Here is a 19162-nt window from a genome sequence, read left to right on the forward strand (position 1 = left end):
CGGCGACGGCGCTGGCGGGGGAGCAGTTTAATCGCCAGTTGCATCGCAAGGAGTCGGATTGGATCACCGCCAACGCGGCGAAGTACGCGGCGCAGCATCCCGGCATGTCGGTGGAGCAAGCCGAAACGGTGCTGGCGCAGCAGGCGTACCGGCAAGTGCAGAGTGGCGCGTCCGGCGTGTGGGAAGCCGCTGCTTCTGCGTTTGATCAGCGAAAAGATTCGCAAATGTTTGGTAAGCAAGAGCAAACGGATTTCTATTTCAACAAGAAGCACGGGATTAGCGGTACTACCGCTGAAATGTCAGCCTCATGGGAGGGGGCGCGAGAAGCAGAAAAAAAGTCTGCTCAGCAAGCTGCTGTACTCATGACATCAAGTTTTCTAAGGCCGGCTGTCTCTATCTATGCTGGAGTTGGAAGTTCTACATTGCTTAGTGTGGCCGCCGGGCGATTCGGTGCTGGGACTATCGGTGCTGGAGCCAATGTGTCGCCCCGGGGCCATAGCGACGCTCGATCGCTACAACAGCGCTTGACTATCAAATGAGAATCATTATCATCAACTTCGCCCCAAGACTGAGCGGAGCTGTTCGATGTCCACCTTGACCCTGCGACGTGTTACCGATGCCCAGCCGCTGCGCGTGCTTGGCCATGCGGCTAGTGCCGCGACCTTGGCTGTGGCGTCCACGGCTCGAAAGATTTCCAGCCAGCTTCTGCTCGATGGAGCACGCGAGTTGGTGATCCAGCACCAGGGCAGCGAATACCACTTGCGTTTGACGCGCAACGATAAGCTGATCCTCACCAAGTAACTCCCCACAGGGCAGGGATGCCCGCTTTTTGCAGCCGCATTGGCGGCTCAAGGCCTATCGCCAGCGCCTTTGGCGGCGCCCAGCCGGGTCTCCTGATCGGAGTGTCGCCATGTTCGGCTGGTTCAACTCTTCGCTGATGGCAGCCTGCTCGCGTATGCAGGTTTCCCATGCGCACCGGCGCTGGCTGGGTCTGTCCGCCGTTGAGCTGGTCGGATCACTGCCGCTGCTGGGCAGCGTGCTCTACGTGTCCCATGATCATCTTGTGGAGTCGCCGGCCTCGGCGCTTTCCGGATGGCTGGTGGAGCGGGCCGAACTGGCACCGCTGATGCGCACCCAGGTTGTCGCGGCGGTCAGCGACATAAGCGTGGAAGGCCCCCGCGAGTGGCTGGAATGCCACGATGTCCGAGGCACCCTGTTGGCGCGCCTATTTCTGCTCCCCGATACGGATTACCTGGCCTGGGACGCATTGCTTGCGCAGGGCGCGCCCTTGCCACGCGCACCTTGGCGTCATATCGCGGCTCCGCGATGCGTCGCTGCCTGGCCCATCGCCTTTCGTCATCGCCGGATGGCAGGACTGACGGTGCTTGGTGCCGTTGAAGTGCGACGGCTTTCGGCACTGGGGCGCAGCGTCGCGGTCGAGGTCGCGCGCGAGGCTGGCATCGGAGTGCCTTGAACCGTCCGGACGTTTGTCCGTTTGTCCGGGCACTGTCCGCGGACAACGCACGCTGTCAAGGCATGCCTCTTAATGCATTGAAATCGATGTGATTTTTGTTCTTCCGTGGTTGGCACGCGGATTGCTGATCTGTCTACGAGGGAGGCCGTATCGTCCGCGGCCCCGAGGGACAGTTCGATGATTCGCGATACATCCGCTCAAGACCAGCTGATCGAGGTCAAACCCAACCGCAAACGCCAACTGCTGTGGATCGGCGTGGCCGTGGCCGTCCTGGCGGTGGGCGCGTTGGTGCTGCCGCAAGCCGGTCGCATTTTCTCCGCTGAGGCATCCGTCAGCGCATCACGCCTGTCATTCGGCACGGTCGAGCGCGGGCCGTTCGTGCGTGACATCGCCGCGGAAGGCAAGGTGGTTGCCGCTGTCAGCCCCACGCTTTATGCCACCTATGGCGGCGCCGTCACCATGAAGGTGCATGCGGGCGACCAGGTGAAGAAGGGCCAAGTGTTGGCCATCATCGACAGCCCGGAACTGCTCAACAAGCTGGCGCAGGAACAGAGCGCAGCTGATGCCATGCAGGTGGACTTCCTGCGTGCGCAGATCGATGCGAAGAAAAAGCGCGGCGAGCTGCAAAAAGCCTATGACAACGCGCAGATCGACCAGGAAACGGCCACCCGCGACCTGGCTCGGTATCAGAAGGCTTTCACCCAGGGTGCCGTGCCCAGCATGGACGTGGACAGGGCCAAGGATTCACTCAAGAAGGCCGAAATCACCTCGATGCATGCCAAGGCCGACCTGGGCATGGATAACGACAGCCTCGGCTTCGATATCCAGTCCAAGAAGCTTGCGCATGATCGTCAGGTCATCATGGTCAAGGATCTGCAGCGACAGGTCGAGGACCTCAATGTGCGCTCGCCAGTGGACGGTCAGGTCGGCCAGCTCTTCATCGCCGAACGCGCTACCGTAGCCAAGGACGCTCAACTGCTCAGCGTGATCGACCTGTCGGCGCTGGAAGTGGAGATGAAGGTGCCCGAAAGCTTCGCCCGCGACCTGGGTATCGGTATGGGCGGCGAGATTTCGGGCAACGGCAATACCTGGAAGGGGCTGGTCAGCGCCATTTCGCCGGAAGTGGTCAATGGCGAAGTCGCTGCTCGCCTGCGCTTCGAGGGGGAGACGCCCAAGCAGTTGCGCCAGAACCAGCGCCTTTCCGTCCGCGTCCTGCTCGATCATCGCGACAACGTGCTCACCGTGCAACGCGGCTCGTTCGTCGATGAATCGGGCGGCAACTATGCTTACGTCGTCCACGACGGTATTGCTGAGAAGAAGCCGATCCGCGTGGGCGCCAGCAGCATTGACAAGGTTGAGATCCTCGACGGCCTCAAAGAAGGTGACCGCATCGTGGTCTCCGGTACCGACAACTTCAAGAACGCGGCCCGTGTGGCCATCAGCCGCTGAAGCCATCCACCACGACTTATTGCAAGGGACGACAACATGCTCAAGATGACCCATCTGTCCAAGGTTTATCGCACCGAAGTGGTGGAGACCTATGCTCTGCGCGACTTCAATATCAATGTGCAGGAGGGCGAGTTCGTCGCTGTGACCGGTCCATCGGGCTCGGGCAAGACGACCTTCCTTACCATCGCTGGCCTGCTGGAAACCTTTACGGGCGGCGAATACCACCTCGATAGTGTCGAAGTCAGCCGTCTGGACGACAACGCGCGCTCGAAGATCCGCAATGAAAAAATCGGCTTCATCTTCCAGGCGTTCAACCTGATTCCGGATCTCAACGTGTTTGACAACGTAGAAGTTCCCCTACGTTATCGTGGTATGAAGTCGGCTGAGCGCAAGCAACGCATCATGGATGCGCTCGAACGCGTGGGCCTGGCCTCGCGTGCCAAGCATTACCCGGCAGAACTATCCGGTGGTCAGCAGCAGCGCGTGGCAATTGCCCGCGCCCTGGCCGGTTCGCCGCGCCTCTTGCTTGCGGATGAACCAACCGGCAACCTCGATACGCAGATGGCGCGTGGCGTGATGGAATTGCTGGAAGAAATCCACCGCGAGGGCGCCACCATCGTCATGGTGACGCACGATCCTGAACTGGCGGCCCGTGCGCAGCGCAACGTGCACATCATCGACGGTCAGGTCGTCGACCTCGCTGAAGATCCGCGCTTTCATTCGCAGCACACGGTGCGCTCGCCCGCCTGACGCGGCAGGTCGCCTGCTTGGCACGGATGCCGATCCTGCTCCTGCTCGCCTGCGGGAGTTTGCCTTCACTTCATCGAGTCTAAGCCGATGTTCGCCTACTATTTTCAGTTGGGGCTGCGCAGCCTGCGTCGCAACCCCATGTTGACCGCGTTGATGATCATGGCGATTGGTTTCGGCGTGGCTGCGTCGATGACGACGTACTCGGTCTTCCGGGCGACTTCCAATAATCCCATCCCCCAGAAATCCTCGGTGCTGTTTGCGCCCCAGATTGACAACTGGGGGCCCGAGGACAACGACAAGGGCGAGCCACCTTCGGCGATGACGTACACCGACGCGATGGCCTTGATCCGGGCGCATAAGGCCAAACGGCAGACCGCGCTTTATCCCATCGCCATCTCGGTGGTGCCCGATGACGCCAACAAGCTGCCGGTGATGGAAAATTCCTATGCCGTCTATGGCGATGCATTCACGATGTTCGATATTCCGTTTCTCTATGGCGGTGGCTGGACGTCCAATGAAGACGATGCGCACGCGGCAGTGGCGGTCATCAGTCGAGCGTTAAACGAAAAGCTGTTCAACGGGGCCAACAGCGTAGGCCGCGCGCTGAATATCGATGGGCATAGCTACAAGATCACCGGCGTGATGGATACGTGGGACCCACAGCCGCTGTTCTTCGATCCGGTCAACACGTCCGGGTTCGACGATCCCACCCAGGTGTTTATCCCGTTCACCCGGGCAATTGATCTCAACCTGCTGACCGCAGGCAACAACAACTGCAACAAGAGCGCAGGTGATGGCTACGAGGCCTGGCTGCATTCCGAATGTGTCTGGATCGAATTCTGGGCGGAACTGCCCGATCGCGCCGCAGCCGATGAATACAAGCAGTTTCTGACCGGCTATGCCGCCGAGCAGCAGCGGTCCGGTCGATTCCGTTGGGCTCCCAATGTGCGCCTGAGCGATGTCATGACCTGGATGGACGTACAGAAAGTGGTGCCCCCGGAATCGAAGATATCTTTGCTCGTGGCGCTGGGATTCCTGTTGATCTGCCTGGTCAATACGGTAGGCCTGTTACTCGCCAAATTCATGCGCCGCTCGTCCGAAATCGGTGTGCGTCGCGCATTGGGCGCTCCACGTCGGGAGATCTACGCGCAGTTCTTGATGGAGTCGGCAACGATCGGCTTGGTCGGAGGCGTGCTGGGTCTGGTGCTGACCGGGGTTGGTGTGTTGTGTATCGGCTTGGTGTTTGAGCCGGATATCGCGCGACTGGCGCGGCTGGACGTGAAGCTGGTGTTGCTTACGCTGATGGTGGCCATTGGCGCCACGGTGCTGGCGGCATTTTACCCCACCTGGCGCGCTGCCCAGGTGCAGCCGGCCTGGCAGCTGAAATCCAATTAAGGGGACAACAACCATGATCCAGCAGATCAAACCCATCCTGGTTGCCTTGAAGCGGCACAAGGCCGGCACCGTACTCATCGCCTTGCAGATTGCGCTGACCCTGGCCATCGTGTGCAATGCGCTCTTCATCATTGAGCAGCGCGTGAATCGCCTGCAACGGCCCACGGGCGTGACGGAGAGCGACCTGCTGGCCGTGCAGAGTCGTTTTGTTGGAGCCACCGATGCCGATACGCCGCCGCTGATTCGTTCCGACGTGCTGGCGCTGCGTCAAGTGCCTGGCGTTGCTGATGCTTATGCCACCAACTCGTTTCCCTTGCGCGGTGGTGGCTGGTCCACGGGTATCAAGACCGACCCGGATGCGCGCAAGTCAATCACGCAGACCACCCAGTACTTCGTTGACGAGCACGCTCTGGCGACCCTCGGCAGCAAACTGGTCGAAGGGCGCAATTTCAATGCAGGTGAAGTCTCGGTAACCGATCCGAAGGCGATGAAGACCGCGCCGCAGATCCTCATCACCAAAGCGCTGGGCGAGAAACTGTTTCCCAAGCAATCGGCGCTGGGAAAGGTGGTGTACCTGGGTGACGACAAATCCCCGGCGACGGTGATCGGTGTACTCGATCGGCTGCAAGTGCCCTGGTCGGGCACCTGGGCCGATAATTTTCAGGAATACGCCGTGCTCCAGCCGTACCAACTGTCCGGTAACTTCACTGTCTATCTGATTCGCGCCAAGCCTGGGCAACTGGCGGCCATTACCAAGGCTGTGCCGGAGACCTTGTTCAAGGTCAACCACATGCGTGTCATTACCGGTAAGCGTGGTATCCGAAGCTTCGAGAAGGTGCGTGCGGATGCGTATCGCAGCGATCGTGGCATGGCGATCCTGATGAGCGTGGTATGCCTGGTACTGTTGGCCATTACCGCTGCCGGCATTGTGGGCCTCACCAGCTTCTGGGTGGGACAACGGCGCAAGCAGATCGGCGTGCGACGCGCCTTGGGTGCGACACGGGGCGATATTCTGGGGTATTTCATGACCGAGAACCTGCTGATCGGTGCGGTGGGAGTGGTTATCGGTGCAGGGCTGGCCATAGGCATGAATCTCTGGCTTGTCAGCCACTTCGAGATGGCGCGTCTGTCATTGCTTTACGTGCTGGCCGGAATTGTCCTGCTATTGATTCTGGGGCAGGGCGCCGTGCTGGCGCCAGCGTTGCGTGCGGCGCGCGTATCGCCGGTGGAAGCAACGCGATCGGCCTGACGTCGAACGGGAGCGGCGATGCTTGGATATTATTTCCAGTTGGGATTGCGCAGCCTGCGGCGAAACCCGTGGCTGACGGCACTGATGGTCATGGCGATCGGTTTTGGCGTGGCCGCGTCCATGATCACGTATTCGGTGTTCCGCGCGGTATCGGGCAATCCCATTCCGGACAAGTCCGGGCGATTGTTTGTGCCGCAGATCGACAATTGGGGGCCTCAGCACAATCGTCGTGGCGAGCCACCGGACGCGTTGACTTACACGGATGCGATGGCCTTGATGCGCGCGGGCAAGGCGAAGGCGCAAACCATCATGTATGACCTGACGCTCTCGGTCATTCCAGGTCATGAAGCAGGCAGCTTGCCATTCAATGCCGATGGTTACGCAACAACGGCCGACTTCTTCAACATGTTTGATGTGCCATTCGAGTATGGTTCGGCTTGGTCACGCGCGGACGACGATCACCATGCTGACGTAGCGGTGATAGGCAGCGATCTCAACCAGCGCCTCTTTGGCGGGGGCAATAGCGTAGGCAGGGAAATCAATCTACGAGGCCATGCGTATCGCATCGTCGGTATCGTGGGGGCATGGAATCCGCAGCCGCGCTATTTCGATCTTTTCAGCATGTTTGCCGTCAACGGCATCGGCGGCAGTCCGCAAGTGTTCGTGCCGTTTGAGAAGGCGATCGACCTGAAGATAGACACCGGGGGGCGAAATAGTTGCGGGGGCGGTGGTTCCATCAATGTTGGCTGGGACGGGTGGTTACGCAGCGAGTGCGTGTGGGTCACCGGCTGGGTACAGCTGGATACGCCGGCTGACGTGCAACGTTATCGACAATATCTGAGTGACTACGCTCTGCAACTGCAACAGGCCGGCCGCCTGCATTGGGCGCCCAACGTGCGCCTGCGCAATGTCCAGGAATGGCTCGATTACCAGAAGGTCGTGCCGCCGGAGAGCCGAATCTCGTTAGCCGTGGCGTTGGGTTTCTTCGTGATCTGCCTGATCAATACGGTCGGCCTGCTATTGGCCAAATTCATGCGGCGTGCGCCTGAAATTGGCGTGAGACGTGCCTTGGGAGCGTCTCGCCGCGAGGTCTACATGCAGTTTCTGGTGGAGGCGGGCACGGTCGGGCTGGCCGGAGGTTTGCTGGGCCTTGTGTTGACGGCCGTTGGCATGCTCGGCGTCGGCCTGATCTTCCAGCCGCAAGTCGCCAGCCTCGCGCACCTGGATCTGTCGCTGGTTGCGTTGACCGTGCTGGTATCGGTATCGGCCACGATCGTGGCTGCGTTCTACCCGACCTGGAAGGCCGCGCAAGTGCAGCCGGCCTGGCAGCTGAAGTCGAACTGAGGACTGCCCATGCCTCAGATACGCCCCATTCTGACCGCACTACGCCGCCACAAAGCTGGCGTGGTATTAATTGCCATGCAGATCGCGTTGACGCTAGCCATTATCTGCAACGCATTCTCGATCATCCAGCAACGATTGGCACATCTGTCCGAACCTACCGGCATCGACGAACCCAATGTCGTGGTGGTGTCGAACGAGATGGCCGCCAGCATGACGATGCCGCAGATGGAAGCGCAAGTGCAGGCGGACCTGGTTGCGTTGCGCGCCATCGGTGGCGTGCAGGAGGCGGCTATTGCCAACGCATATCCCTTGCGCGGCAACGGTTGGGACGATTACGTCATGCTTGCGCGCGACCAGGTCAGGCCGACCACGTCAACCGCACTCTATTTTTCCGATGATCATTTCCTCGGTGCCCTGGGAACTCGACTCGTCGCAGGTCGCAATTTCAGACCTGATGAGATTCAGTCCATGAGCGTGCGCGATGAGCTTTCCGCATCGGTAGCCATCGTCACGGAAGCGCTGGCCAGTCGCTTGTTTCCGCACCAGTCGGCCTTGGGCAAGGCAATCTATCTACTGGGTGGAACTCAGCCTGTCACTATCGTGGGTGTGGTCCGGGTATTGCAGCCGCATAGCGTCGATCGTTGGGCGGCAGGCTTCGCATCCCACACCATGATTCTTCCGCGGCGTCTGCTGTCCGATTGGGGTAACTACTACATCGTGCGTGCGCAGCCAGGACAGAGCAATGAGGTCATGGGAAAGATTCGCGAGACCTTATTCGCCCAGAACCCGATGCGAATCATCAATGATCGCGATGGGATTCAGCGTTTTGCCGACATACGCCAGGATGCCTACGGCCGTGATCGCGGTATGGCTGTTCTCATGGGCATCATTTGCGTCGTGCTGCTCGCCATCACGGCGGCGGGTATCGTTGGACTGACCAGTTTTTGGGTCAGCCAGCGACGCCGCCAGATTGGCGTGCGGCGCGCGCTTGGCGCCACCCAGGGCGACATTCTTCTTTACTTTCTCACGGAGAACCTGTTGATCAGCATAGGAGGTTCTCTGCTGGGCGTCGTGCTGGCATTGGGGCTCAATCTATGGCTGGTAACGCGATTCGAGATGCAGCATCTGTCCCTGTTCTACCTGATGTCGGGAGTGGTCATGCTGCTGGCCCTGGGCCAGGGGGCGGTATGGGCGCCAGCCGTACGCGCATCGCGGGTGCCGCCGGTCGAAGCGACGCGATCTGTTTGAGTGTTGAAGACGAGCCGCAGGGGAATCGTTGACGATGTTTGCCTATTACCTTGATCTTGCTTGGCGCAGCATGCGCAGAAGCAAGGTGTTGACCGCCTTGATGGTATTGGCGATAGCGTTGGGCATTGGCGCAAGCATGACCACGCTGACCGTGTTGCATGTACTATCTGGCGACCCGATTCCCGGGCGCAGCGGCTCGATTTTCTATCCGCAGCTCGATCCACAGGATATGGATGGCTACCAGCCAAAAGATCCTCCGCCCGAACAGGTGACCTGGATCGATGGCATGAACCTGCTTCATGCCGCGCGCGCCGATCACCAGGCACTGATGACTGGCGGTTCCGTACCGGTGCAGCCTGCCCAGGCGAGCATCGATCCTTTCTATGCGGACGCGCGTTACACCACGTCGGATTTCTTCACCATGTTCGGCGTGCCGTTTTCTGGCGGCACCGGGTGGACTGCACTGGACGATGACCGCAAGGCTCGCGTCGCCGTCATCAGCAAGGCCCTGAGCGACAAGCTTTACGGGGCCCAGGGCGCGGTCGGCAAGGTGTTGCGCATCAAAGACGTCTCCTTCCAGGTCATCGGTGTGCTTGGAGACTGGCATCCCAATCCGCATTTCTATGACTTGAACATTGGCAATTATGCCGAGGACGAAGACGTCTATCTGCCGCTCAGTACATCACGCGATCTCGAACTGGCCCATAACGGGTCCAACGATTGCTGGGGACGCGGGGGTGAGGATGCCCGCCATTTCGAGACGGCATCCTGTGTCTGGCTGCAGCTGTGGGTGCAGATTCTCGATCCGGCGAAAGTGGCTGCATACAAGCAATATCTGATCCATTACTCGCTGGAGCAGAAGGCATTGGGGCGGTTTCAGCGCCCGCCCAACGTCCGGCTCATGAATGTCATGCAGTGGCTCAATTTCATGCGCGTTGTACCGGGCGACGTCAGATTGCAGGCTTGGTTGGCGCTAGGTTTTCTGGCGGTGTGCTTGATCAATGTTGTCGGCTTGATGCTGGCGAAGTTCCTGCGTCGCTCGCCGGAGTTGGGGGTGCGCCGTGCTCTGGGGGCGTCACGGCGAGACATCTTTGTGCAACTGCTGGTCGAGTCGGGGATGGTTGGCCTGGCCGGAGGTGCCGGTGGCTTGTTGCTGGCCATGATAGGGCTATGGCTGGTTCGTAGGCAGCCATCGGACTACGCCTCGCTGGCACACCTGGACATGACCATGTTGCTTGCCACGTTCACGTTGGCCCTGTTCAGCACCTTGTGCGCCGGTCTGTTGCCGGCGTGGCGCGCATGCCTGGTAACTCCCGCCCTGCAACTGAAGAGCCAGTGAGAGGACCATGAACATCATGCCCATTCTCTCGGCGCTGCGTCGCCACAAGATCACCTCGATGCTGCTGATCATGGAAATAGCATTGACGTGCGCCATCGTTTGCAACGCGGTGTTCCTCATTACCCTGCGTATCGAACGCGTCCATACCCCCAGCGGTATCGCGGAAAAGGAACTGACGGTCGTTCGTCTTGCTGCGGTGGGCGAGAGCGGTGACGAATACGCGCGAGTGCAGGCTGACATGGCAGCGTTGCGCCAGATCGCCGGGGTCGAGCAGGTAGCATCCGTCGGCCAGGTACCGTTCGGCGGCTCCTCGCAGAATACGGGCATCAAACTGGACCCCGACCAGAAGCTCCCCACCGCTAGTACCACGGTGTACTACGGCGAAAATATCCTCAACACCCTGGGTCTGAAACTGGTGGAGGGCAGGGCATTGATGCCCGAGGAAGTGGTCGACTTGCGCTCGGTATCGGAAGCACTGAAGAACAACGATCTCAAGGCTATGCCGCACGTAGCCGTGATTACCAAGGCCTTGGCGCAAAGGCTGTGGCCCGGCGGTCACGCTCTGGGCAAGACCTTCTACCTGTCCGGAGGTGCTCCTTTGCAGGTTGTCGGTATCGTCGAGGATCTGGTGCGGCCGCGTATTTTCGAGTTCTCGGAAGGGCACTTCAGCATCATGCTTCCGATCCGGCTACCGCAGAACTACTACGTACTGCGCTGCGCCCCGGGTGATCGCGACCGTGTTCTTAGCCAGGCGCTGAAACGTCTGAAGGATCTCAATCCCGATCGAGTAGTCCTGATCAAGCAGCCGTGGGAAACATTTCGCGAACACTATTTCGAAGACGATCGAGCCATGGCCGGCCTGCTTGCAGGTGTATGTGTGGCGTTGCTCGTGGTTACGTCCCTGGGCATTGTCGGATTGGGCAGTTTTTGGGTAGCGCAGCGACAGCGGCAGATCGGCGTGCGCCGCGCGCTGGGCGCAACGCGCGCCCAGATACTGCGTTATTTCCAGGTCGAGAATTTCCTGCTAGCCACGATGGGTATCGCTTTGGGCATGGTGCTGGCATACGCGATCAACCTGTTCCTGATGGTGCGTTACGAGTTGCCTCATCTGCCTGGTTTTTATCTCCCGGTCGGGGCGCTCGCGCTTTGGCTGGTCGGTCAACTGGCCGTGCTCGGGCCCGCCAGGCGAGCCGCGGCAGTGCCACCGGTCGTGGCGACCCGGGCAACCTGAATCTTCAGCGAGGAGACGCTGGTGTTTGCTTATTATCTGGATCTGGCCATTCGAAGCCTGAGACGAAATCGTATGCTTACCGCATTGATGGTTATTGCCATCGCGGTGGGTATCGGTGCGAGCATGACCACCCTGACCGTGATGCACCTGCTTTCAGGCGATCCGTTGCCGGGCCGAAGCGATCATTTGTTCTATGCGCAGGTAGACGGTAATCCCGAGCCAGGCAATTACCATGAGCCGCTGGACAAGCTCGATTATCGTAGCGCTGTGGATTTGTGGAGTGCCAAGCGTGCGGACCGCCAGGCCATCGTTGCACAAAGCCCGGTGCGCTTGAACCAGCCCGATTCCACCAAGCCTGCCCTGCGGCTGACCATGTTGTCCACGACGTCGGATTTCTTCGCGATGTTTGCTGTGCCTTTCCGGTATGGCAATCCCTGGACCGCACAGGATGACGAACGCCGGTCGCGTGTGGCGGTAATTTCCGATGACTTGAATGCCAAATTGTTTGGCGGAGCAAATAGCGTGGGCAAGACACTGCGGTTGCGAAACAACGACGTTCGCATTATCGGAGTGCTGGCGCCGTGGCGGCCGTCGCCGCAGTTCTATCAGGTCGCTGGTGGGCGCTTTGCGCAAGGCGACACCGCTGACTATTACACCAGGCCGGAAGACGTCATGACACCTTTCGAGACGGGGCTGGAAGTGAATGATGGCAATTTCCAGCAGTTCACATGTTGGCACCTGCCTTCTCGTCCCGGTCATCTGCAAAATTCAGACTGCGCCTGGCTCGGCCTGTGGGTGGAACTGGGTGACGCCTCCAAGGTAACGGCGTATCGCCGGTTCCTTGACGATTATGCCCAGCAGCAGAAGATCCTGGGGCGTATCGTGCGCCCTCAGAACACGCGTCTTCGCAGCTTGATGCAATGGCTCGATTATAATGGTGTGGTGCCTAGCGATGTACGGCTGCAGACCTGGCTCGCATTCGGTTTTCTTTCTATCTGCTTGTTCAACACGATTGGCTTGTTGCTGGCGAAGTTTCTGCGTCGGTCGGGGGAGTTTGGGGTGCGCCGTGCCCTGGGAGCGAGCCGACATGCGGTATTCGCGCAATGCCTGGTGGAGGCGGGCGTGGTCGGATTGCTCGGTGGTTTCGGTGGCTGGCTGCTTACCTTGTTCGGCTTGTGGATGATTCGGCATCAACCGGTGCCATTTGCCGATCTGGTGCATCTGGATACGTCAATGTTCGCCGTGACGTTTGTGCTTGCCATCGCTACCAGCCTGCTTGCTGGGCTGTTACCGGCCGTTCGCGCCAGTCGTGTCGCGCCAGGCCTGCAATTGAAGACGCTTTAGGAGAAACGTCATGCAGATCAAGCCCGTTTTGGCGGCGCTCCGGCGCCATCGCCTGGCCACCCTGTTGATCGCGATGGAGATCGCCTTGGCCTGTGCGGTTCTGTGCAACGCCTGCTTTTTGATCGCCACGCGCTGGGCTGCGATGAACCAGCCCAGCGGCGTCGACGAGAGCTCGCTTGCGACGATTCAGCTCGATGCGTATGAAGATCGTGATGCTATTGATCTCAACGCACGTTTGTTGGCCGGCCTGCGGGCCATCCCAGGCGTGCAGTCGGTTACTTTGCTGAATTCGATTCCTTTCGGGCGCCACCGGGGCACTGCCGGCATCGAGACTCGGCATGATGGCGTTGGTACCGGAGATAGCCCGTTGGTGGAGCTATACCTGGGCGGGCCTGGAAGTTTCGATGCGCTCGGATTGCGCGTCGTGCAAGGCCGTAAGCTCAATGACGATGACTACCAGCCATTCAACGGATTGATGCCCGCGCATGCTTCTGTGCTGGTGACGCGTTCGCTGGCCGAACGCATATGGCCTGGCGACAACCCGCTTGGCAAACTCATCTGGCTGGATGAATCACGCTACGAGGTCGTCGGCGTGATGGATCAACTGGTGGTACCCGATCCCAATGGCCGCGGAAGGGGCAAGGAAGGCTGGTCGGTTTTTGTACCCGGGCAATCAAGCACCTACCTGGCCAGCAGCTATCTGATCAAGGCCGATCCCAAGGACATCGCACGGGTTGAGCGCGATGCTCGCGAAGCGGCCGGCAAGCTTGCCCCCGATGCTGTGCTGGATCAGCCGTCGAGCCGCACCATCAGCGACCTGCGACAGGATTATTTTCATCAGGACCGCGTCATGACAGGCGTGTTGATCGGCGTGGTGTTGGCTTTGCTACTTGTCACCGTGCTTGGCATCGTAGGCTTGGCTAGCTTTTGGGTGCAGCAGCGTCGCAAGCAGATTGGTATACGTCGCGCTATCGGTGCCACGCGCGCCGATATTCTCGGATATTTCCAGACCGAGAATTTCCTGATCGTCAGCCTCGGTATTGGTATGGGCATGGTGCTCGCTTTTGCCTTGAATCTGTTGTTGATGCACTACTACGAGGTACCCCGGTTGCCATGGGCCTATCTGCCCGTCGGTGCGCTGGTTCTATGGTCGTTGGGTCAACTGGCCGTGCTGGGGCCAGCCCTGCGCGCCTCGCAGGTGCCACCGGTGGTAGCGACGCGGTCGGTATGAGAGAGTGAGGCCGGCTGCTGCGCAGCCTGTGAGGGGCCAGGAGTCAGGGGCAAAAGCACGCACATCCCCTCACGCCTAACTCCTTGCAGGCCACATGGCGGCCTGCCTCACTCGATTTAAACCCTCCCGCATGGAGATGCATCCATGCCTACATGTGCAGACGAAGAATGCGAACCGTCCTAATCATCGATGACAATCCCACCGTTGGCGAGGCACTCTCGCTGGCGTTGTCGCTGCATGAAATCCGGCCGCTGGTAGCGCTGACCCAGGAGCAAGGGCTGGAAATGCTGGAGCGCGAACGCGTGGATGTGGTGATCCAGGATATGAATTTCACCGCCGATACCACGTCGGGCGAAGAGGGAGTGGCGCTGTTCCGCGCGATTCGCGAGCGGCATGCCGATTTGCCAGTCATCCTGCTGACGGCCTGGACACATCTGGAAACCGCCGTGGAGCTGGTCAAGGCGGGTGCCGCCGACTACATGGCCAAGCCCTGGGATGATGCCAAGCTGCTGGCGACTGTCGAAAACCTGCTTGAATTGTCCGAATCGACGCGGGAGGTCAGTCGCGCGCGCAACGAACGGCGCAAGCGGCGCGAGGATCTGCAACGTCGCTACGACCTTGACGGCCTGGTGTTCGCTTCCGAGCCGATGGCCCGCACGCTGGAGTTGGCATGCCAGGTCGCACGCTCTGAAGTACCGGTATTGATCACCGGGCCCAATGGTGCCGGCAAGGAGCGCATCGCGGCGATCGTGCACGCCAATTCCCCCGCCAAGAGAGGCTCTTTCATCGCGGTCAATTGCGGAGCGCTGCCGGGCGAACTGATCGAAGCGGAATTGTTTGGTGCCGATGCCGGTGCCTACACCGGCGCCAACAAGGCTCGCGAAGGCCGCTTCGAAATGGCCGACGGAGGTACATTATTCCTGGATGAAATTGGCAACTTGCCGTTGTCGGGGCAGGTGAAATTGCTACGCGTGCTGGAAACCGGCCAGTTCGAACGCCTTGGTTCCGGGCGCACACGCCAGGTGAAAGTGCGTGTGCTCAGCGCGACCAACGCTGACCTGAAGGCGATGATTCGCGCGGGCACGTTCCGTGAAGATCTTTACTACCGTCTCAATGTGATCGAGGTGAACCTCCCACCGTTGGCCGATCGCGCCGACGATATCCTTCCACTGGCCGAATTCTTTCTCGACGGACGTGCTCATTTGACCGATGCGGCCCGCGATGCCCTGCTGGGGTATGCGTGGCCCGGTAATGTGCGTGAGTTAAAGAACGCCATCGAGCGTGCGGCGTTGCTGGCACCTGAAGGGCGTATCGAGCCCGAACAGCTCAACTTGCCGCAACTGGCTGCTTCGCCATCGCGCAACCTTGACGAGCCCAGCCGGGAGGCGGTGGAGTCCGCCCTGAGCAAGGCTGATGGCGTGGTCAGCCGGGCTGCCCAGGCGCTTGGATTGTCCCGCCAAGCGCTCTATCGGCGCATGGAGCGTTATGGCTTGGCGGCGCAAGGCTGAGGTTCCCGACGTGTGGCCTATACGGCAACTTGGGCTTGGTTCTAAGATCGGGCATCCGCACCGAATGAGAGGTAGCTCCATGCGTTGTCCGACAATCGTGTTTGCTTCTCTTGCGCTGGTCGTCTCGCTCCAGGGGGCTCACGCGCAATCGGCGAGCCAGGCCAGTGATACATGGAGCAGGCCGGCCAGTTCAAGCACGGTGCAGTATGGCCAGGGCAATCGCAACGCGGGAGCGGCTCAGGACAGCCACTTCAAGTTCAAGAGCATTACTCCCCACGTGAACGATACGGGCCGTCCCGACCCCAATCGTCCCACGGCAATCAATGACAACAGCCGCATACTTGACGACAACGGGCGTCCTGCTGCCAGTTGCGCTTCCGATCCTCGGCAGCCGAAGTGCCATTGAGTCGGCACGGCGTGAGGTGAGGGCATGGCGCGTAGCCTGAACCTGCAAGTACGCCTGACGGTATTGCTGGGCATGGCTGGCATCGCTGGTGCCCTGATTTATCATGGCGTGACACAGTGGCCATTGCCGCAGTGGATCGCCTGGATGAAGAAGGATCTCACCCTGACGGTACCGATGCCGACCGGCCCCCACAGCGGGTTTGTCGTCACGTTGATCATTCTCCTGCCGCTGTCATTGTGGCTGGGATACATCGTGATGTCGCCGGTGTCGCGCATGCTGCGAGCGCTGGAAGGCGCCGTGGCCAGCTATCGGGACGGCGACTTCAGTTTCTCCATTGTCGCGCAACGGCGCGATGAACTGGGCGACCTGATCCGCATGCACAACGCGTTGGGTCAGACTTTGCGCGAACAGCGCCAGAATTTGGCACAGCGCGAATTGTTGCTCGATACCGTGGTGCAGAATACGCCGGTTGCCCTGGTGCTCAGCGACGCTAGCAATCGAGTGGTATATGCCAATATTGCCGCGCGCCACCTGTTCAACGAAGGCAAATCGCTGCAAGGCCTGGATTTCGCCGAATTGCTCGATGGCACGCCCGAGACACTCAGGCGTGCGGCATTGGGGGGGGAGGACGCATTGCTGACCGTGGAGATGGACGGCAGCGAAGAGACTTTTCACCTGTCGCAACGCAATTTCCGCCTCCAGGGGCGACCCCATCGACTGCAATTGTTCCGGCGTATGACGCGCGAGTTGTCGCGTCAGGAGGTGGCCACCTGGAAGCGGGTGATCCGGGTGATCAGCCACGAGTTGAACAATTCGTTGGCGCCTATCTCCTCGTTGTCGCATTCGGGGGCTGAGCTGGCTCGTCGCGGGGACACCGAGCGCCTGCCGGGCGTGTTCGCCACGATCGGCGAGCGCGCGCGGCACCTGCACGGATTCATCGCCGGTTATGCGAGTTTTGCCAAGTTGCCTGCCCCGCAGCCCAGTCACATCGACTGGCATCCATTTCTTCAGGGCCTGGCGCTGCATTGCAAGTTCCGCCTGCTGAGCACGCCGCCCGAACAGTCGGGCTGGTTCGATGCGGCCCAGATCGAACAGGTCCTGATCAACCTGATCAAGAATGCGCATGAATCAGGCAGCACCGAGGATGGCGTCACGCTCTCCTTGATGGTGATCGGGCATGACCTGCGCATCGAAGTGGCCGATCGTGGTCCGGGCATGACCGATACAGTGCTGGCCCAGGCACTGTTGCCGTTCTACTCCACCAAGCGGTCGGGTACGGGGTTGGGCCTGGCGCTGGCCCGCGAGATTGCCGAGGCCCACGGCGGCAGGATTACCCTGGCCAATCGGGAAGAGGGCGGTCTGCGCGTTTCGCTGCTGCTGCCCTTGGGGCCGGGTTGACTTCGAAGTCGCTTGGCTTGCCGCAAGTGCTGAGCCTTGGCTTCTGTCGAAGCAGTAGACGGCCATGGGCAATAGGGGCGGCGTATGCCGCCGATTCGAGTCTTGAGCGTGTGTTGGCTTGCATGATCTGAACGCCGGGAACCCATCGCGGACTTGCGCCCCCCGCTCCCCGGCTCCCGCCGTGCCCTCTGCCTGCGCATCCTGGGAGGCATCGCCATCCAAACAATCCCCTAACAGCCTTCCCCTCGCGGCCGCCTATACTCAGGTTCAACCAACGAAAGGAGTCGCAATATGGGTCAGATTCTCGCCCTGGTAGTACTGCTGCTGGCGATCCTGCTCATCTTCAAGATGGTCAGGGTGGTGCCGCAAGGCTACGAATGGACCGTGGAGCAGTTCGGCAAGTACGTGCGTACGATTACGCCGGGCCTGCATTTTCTCATTCCCATCATGTATGGCATCGGTCGCAAGATGAACATGATGGAACAAGTGCTCGACGTGCCCAGCCAGGATGTCATCACCAAGGACAATGCCGTCGTACGGGTCGACGGCGTGGTGTTCTATCAGGTGCTCGATGCAGCCAAGGCCGCCTACGAGGTGTCCAATCTGGAGCAGGCGGCGCTTGCCCTGGTCATGACCAACATCCGTACCGTACTCGGCTCGATGGACCTGGACGAGTCGCTCAGCCAGCGTGACGCGATCAATGCTAAGTTGCTGACCGTGGTCGATGAGGCCACGCATCCGTGGGGCGTCAAGGTCAACCGCATCGAGATCAAGGATATTGCGCCGCCGCGCGACCTGGTCGATTCCATGGCACGACAGATGAAGGCCGAGCGTGAGAAGCGCGCCAACATCCTGGAGGCGGAGGGCTTTCGCCAGGCCGCCGTGCTCAAGGCGGACGGCGAAAAGCAGTCGGCCATTCTCGCCGCCGACGGCAAGAAGGAAGCGGCGTTTCGTGAGGCCGAGGCACGTATCCGCCTGGCCGAGGCCGAGGCGCAGGCGACCAAGCTGGTTTCCGATGCCATTGCCAGCGGTGATGTAAACGCACTCAATTACTTCGTCGCCAACAAGTACGTGGAGGCCTTGAAGGAAATGGCTAACTCGCCGAACCAGAAGATGCTGCTGTTGCCGATGGAGGCGACCGGCATCCTGGGATCGCTGGCCGGCATCGCCGAATTGGCCAAGGAGTCGATCGGGCAGCAACAGGAAAAGCAGGCGGCTACACGCCGGGCGCCGCCGCCTGTCGGTCGGTGACGCACGGCTATGGTCGAGAACGTCGCCCTGCATTATCTATGGTGGATCCTGGCCCTGATCCTCATCGCTCTTGAGGTCGTGCTGCCTGGTTATTTCATGCTGTGGATTGGCCTGGGCGCCGCGGCGACCGGCGTGGTGATGCTGGTCTGGCCGGACATGTCCCTGCTGAGCCAGGCCGTGTGCTTTGCCGTGCTTGCCCTGGCTTCGTGCGTGGCGTACTGGTATCTGGTGCGTCCGCGCCTCCTGCGGCACGATCCCGGCGACGCGCTGCTCAATCGCCGGGCCGATCAGTTGGTCGGTCAGCGCTATGTATTGATCGAGGCCATCGTTCATGGTCGTGGCAAGGCACGCGTCGGCGACGGCCAATGGCTGGTCAGCGGCCCGGATCTGCCGGTAGGAGCGACGATCGAAGTCGTCGCCGTGGATGGCACCACCCTGAAGGTGATTGCCGCCGATTGATCCATGCCTGCGTGGCGGGCGGTGTTCAAGCCGCCCGCTTCCAGGTGAGAATGCGGGCCATGCATCGCATTCCTTCTCCCTTCCAC

The 19162-nt window shown here is 60.4% G+C and carries 18 protein-coding genes; all 18 read left to right on the top strand.

The window, feature by feature from the left end:
• Positions 1-539: hypothetical protein (locus VF436_RS00520; protein WP_330902005.1), on the top strand; the 539-nt coding region annotated here is incomplete at its 5' end.
• A gap of 46 nt (positions 540-585) precedes the next feature.
• A complete protein-coding gene (gene hemP, locus VF436_RS00525) occupies positions 586-801 on the top strand; it encodes a hemin uptake protein HemP (protein ID WP_330902006.1) in 216 nt (71 codons plus the stop codon).
• A gap of 109 nt (positions 802-910) precedes the next feature.
• Positions 911-1474, top strand: coding sequence for a hypothetical protein (locus VF436_RS00530; RefSeq protein WP_330902007.1), 564 nt, complete (start codon positions 911-913; stop codon positions 1472-1474).
• Between the two features lie 177 nt (positions 1475-1651).
• On the top strand, positions 1652-2923 hold the full coding sequence (locus VF436_RS00535; RefSeq protein WP_330902008.1) for an efflux RND transporter periplasmic adaptor subunit: 1272 nt from the start codon (positions 1652-1654) through the stop codon (positions 2921-2923).
• A 36-nt stretch (positions 2924-2959) separates the two neighbouring features.
• Positions 2960-3673: an ABC transporter ATP-binding protein gene (locus tag VF436_RS00540; protein WP_330902009.1), complete on the top strand. Its 714-nt coding sequence runs from the start codon at positions 2960-2962 to the stop codon at positions 3671-3673.
• Between the two features lie 87 nt (positions 3674-3760).
• Positions 3761-5068, top strand: a complete 1308-nt coding sequence (locus VF436_RS00545) for an ABC transporter permease (RefSeq protein WP_330902010.1) — start codon at positions 3761-3763, stop codon at positions 5066-5068.
• Between the two features lie 13 nt (positions 5069-5081).
• Positions 5082-6317 (top strand): ABC transporter permease, encoded by a 1236-nt coding sequence (locus VF436_RS00550; protein ID WP_330902011.1) that lies wholly within the window; start codon positions 5082-5084, stop codon positions 6315-6317.
• A gap of 18 nt (positions 6318-6335) precedes the next feature.
• Positions 6336-7661, top strand: a complete 1326-nt coding sequence (locus VF436_RS00555) for an ABC transporter permease (RefSeq protein ID WP_330902012.1) — start codon at positions 6336-6338, stop codon at positions 7659-7661.
• Between the two features lie 9 nt (positions 7662-7670).
• Positions 7671-8909, top strand: coding sequence for an ABC transporter permease (locus VF436_RS00560; protein WP_330902013.1), 1239 nt, complete (start codon positions 7671-7673; stop codon positions 8907-8909).
• 34 nt (positions 8910-8943) lie between these two features.
• A complete protein-coding gene (locus VF436_RS00565; protein WP_330902014.1) occupies positions 8944-10248 on the top strand; it encodes an ABC transporter permease in 1305 nt (434 codons plus the stop codon).
• A 7-nt stretch (positions 10249-10255) separates the two neighbouring features.
• The gene (locus VF436_RS00570) at positions 10256-11479 is read left to right on the top strand and encodes an ABC transporter permease (RefSeq protein WP_330902015.1); all 1224 of its coding nucleotides are present in this window, start codon (positions 10256-10258) and stop codon (positions 11477-11479) included.
• 21 nt (positions 11480-11500) lie between these two features.
• On the top strand, positions 11501-12823 hold the full coding sequence (locus tag VF436_RS00575) for an ABC transporter permease (RefSeq protein WP_330902016.1): 1323 nt from the start codon (positions 11501-11503) through the stop codon (positions 12821-12823).
• A gap of 10 nt (positions 12824-12833) precedes the next feature.
• Positions 12834-14054: an ABC transporter permease gene (locus tag VF436_RS00580; RefSeq protein ID WP_330902017.1), complete on the top strand. Its 1221-nt coding sequence runs from the start codon at positions 12834-12836 to the stop codon at positions 14052-14054.
• 167 nt (positions 14055-14221) lie between these two features.
• A complete protein-coding gene (locus VF436_RS00585) occupies positions 14222-15562 on the top strand; it encodes a sigma-54 dependent transcriptional regulator (RefSeq protein WP_330902018.1) in 1341 nt (446 codons plus the stop codon).
• Positions 15563-15641: 79 nt separating this feature from the next.
• Positions 15642-15968: a hypothetical protein gene (locus VF436_RS00590; protein ID WP_330902019.1), complete on the top strand. Its 327-nt coding sequence runs from the start codon at positions 15642-15644 to the stop codon at positions 15966-15968.
• A gap of 24 nt (positions 15969-15992) precedes the next feature.
• The gene (locus VF436_RS00595; protein WP_330902020.1) at positions 15993-17366 is read left to right on the top strand and encodes a sensor histidine kinase; all 1374 of its coding nucleotides are present in this window, start codon (positions 15993-15995) and stop codon (positions 17364-17366) included.
• 291 nt (positions 17367-17657) lie between these two features.
• Positions 17658-18617 (top strand): SPFH domain-containing protein, encoded by a 960-nt coding sequence (locus VF436_RS00600; protein ID WP_330902021.1) that lies wholly within the window; start codon positions 17658-17660, stop codon positions 18615-18617.
• A 9-nt stretch (positions 18618-18626) separates the two neighbouring features.
• Positions 18627-19076 carry an NfeD family protein gene (locus tag VF436_RS00605; RefSeq protein WP_330902022.1) on the top strand — a complete coding sequence of 150 codons (450 nt, stop codon included), beginning with the start codon at positions 18627-18629 and terminating at the stop codon, positions 19074-19076.
• The last annotated feature ends 86 nt before the right edge of the window (positions 19077-19162 follow it).

Source organism: Dyella sp. (assembly GCF_036384435.1).
Classification (GTDB): domain Bacteria; phylum Pseudomonadota; class Gammaproteobacteria; order Xanthomonadales; family Rhodanobacteraceae; genus GSA-30.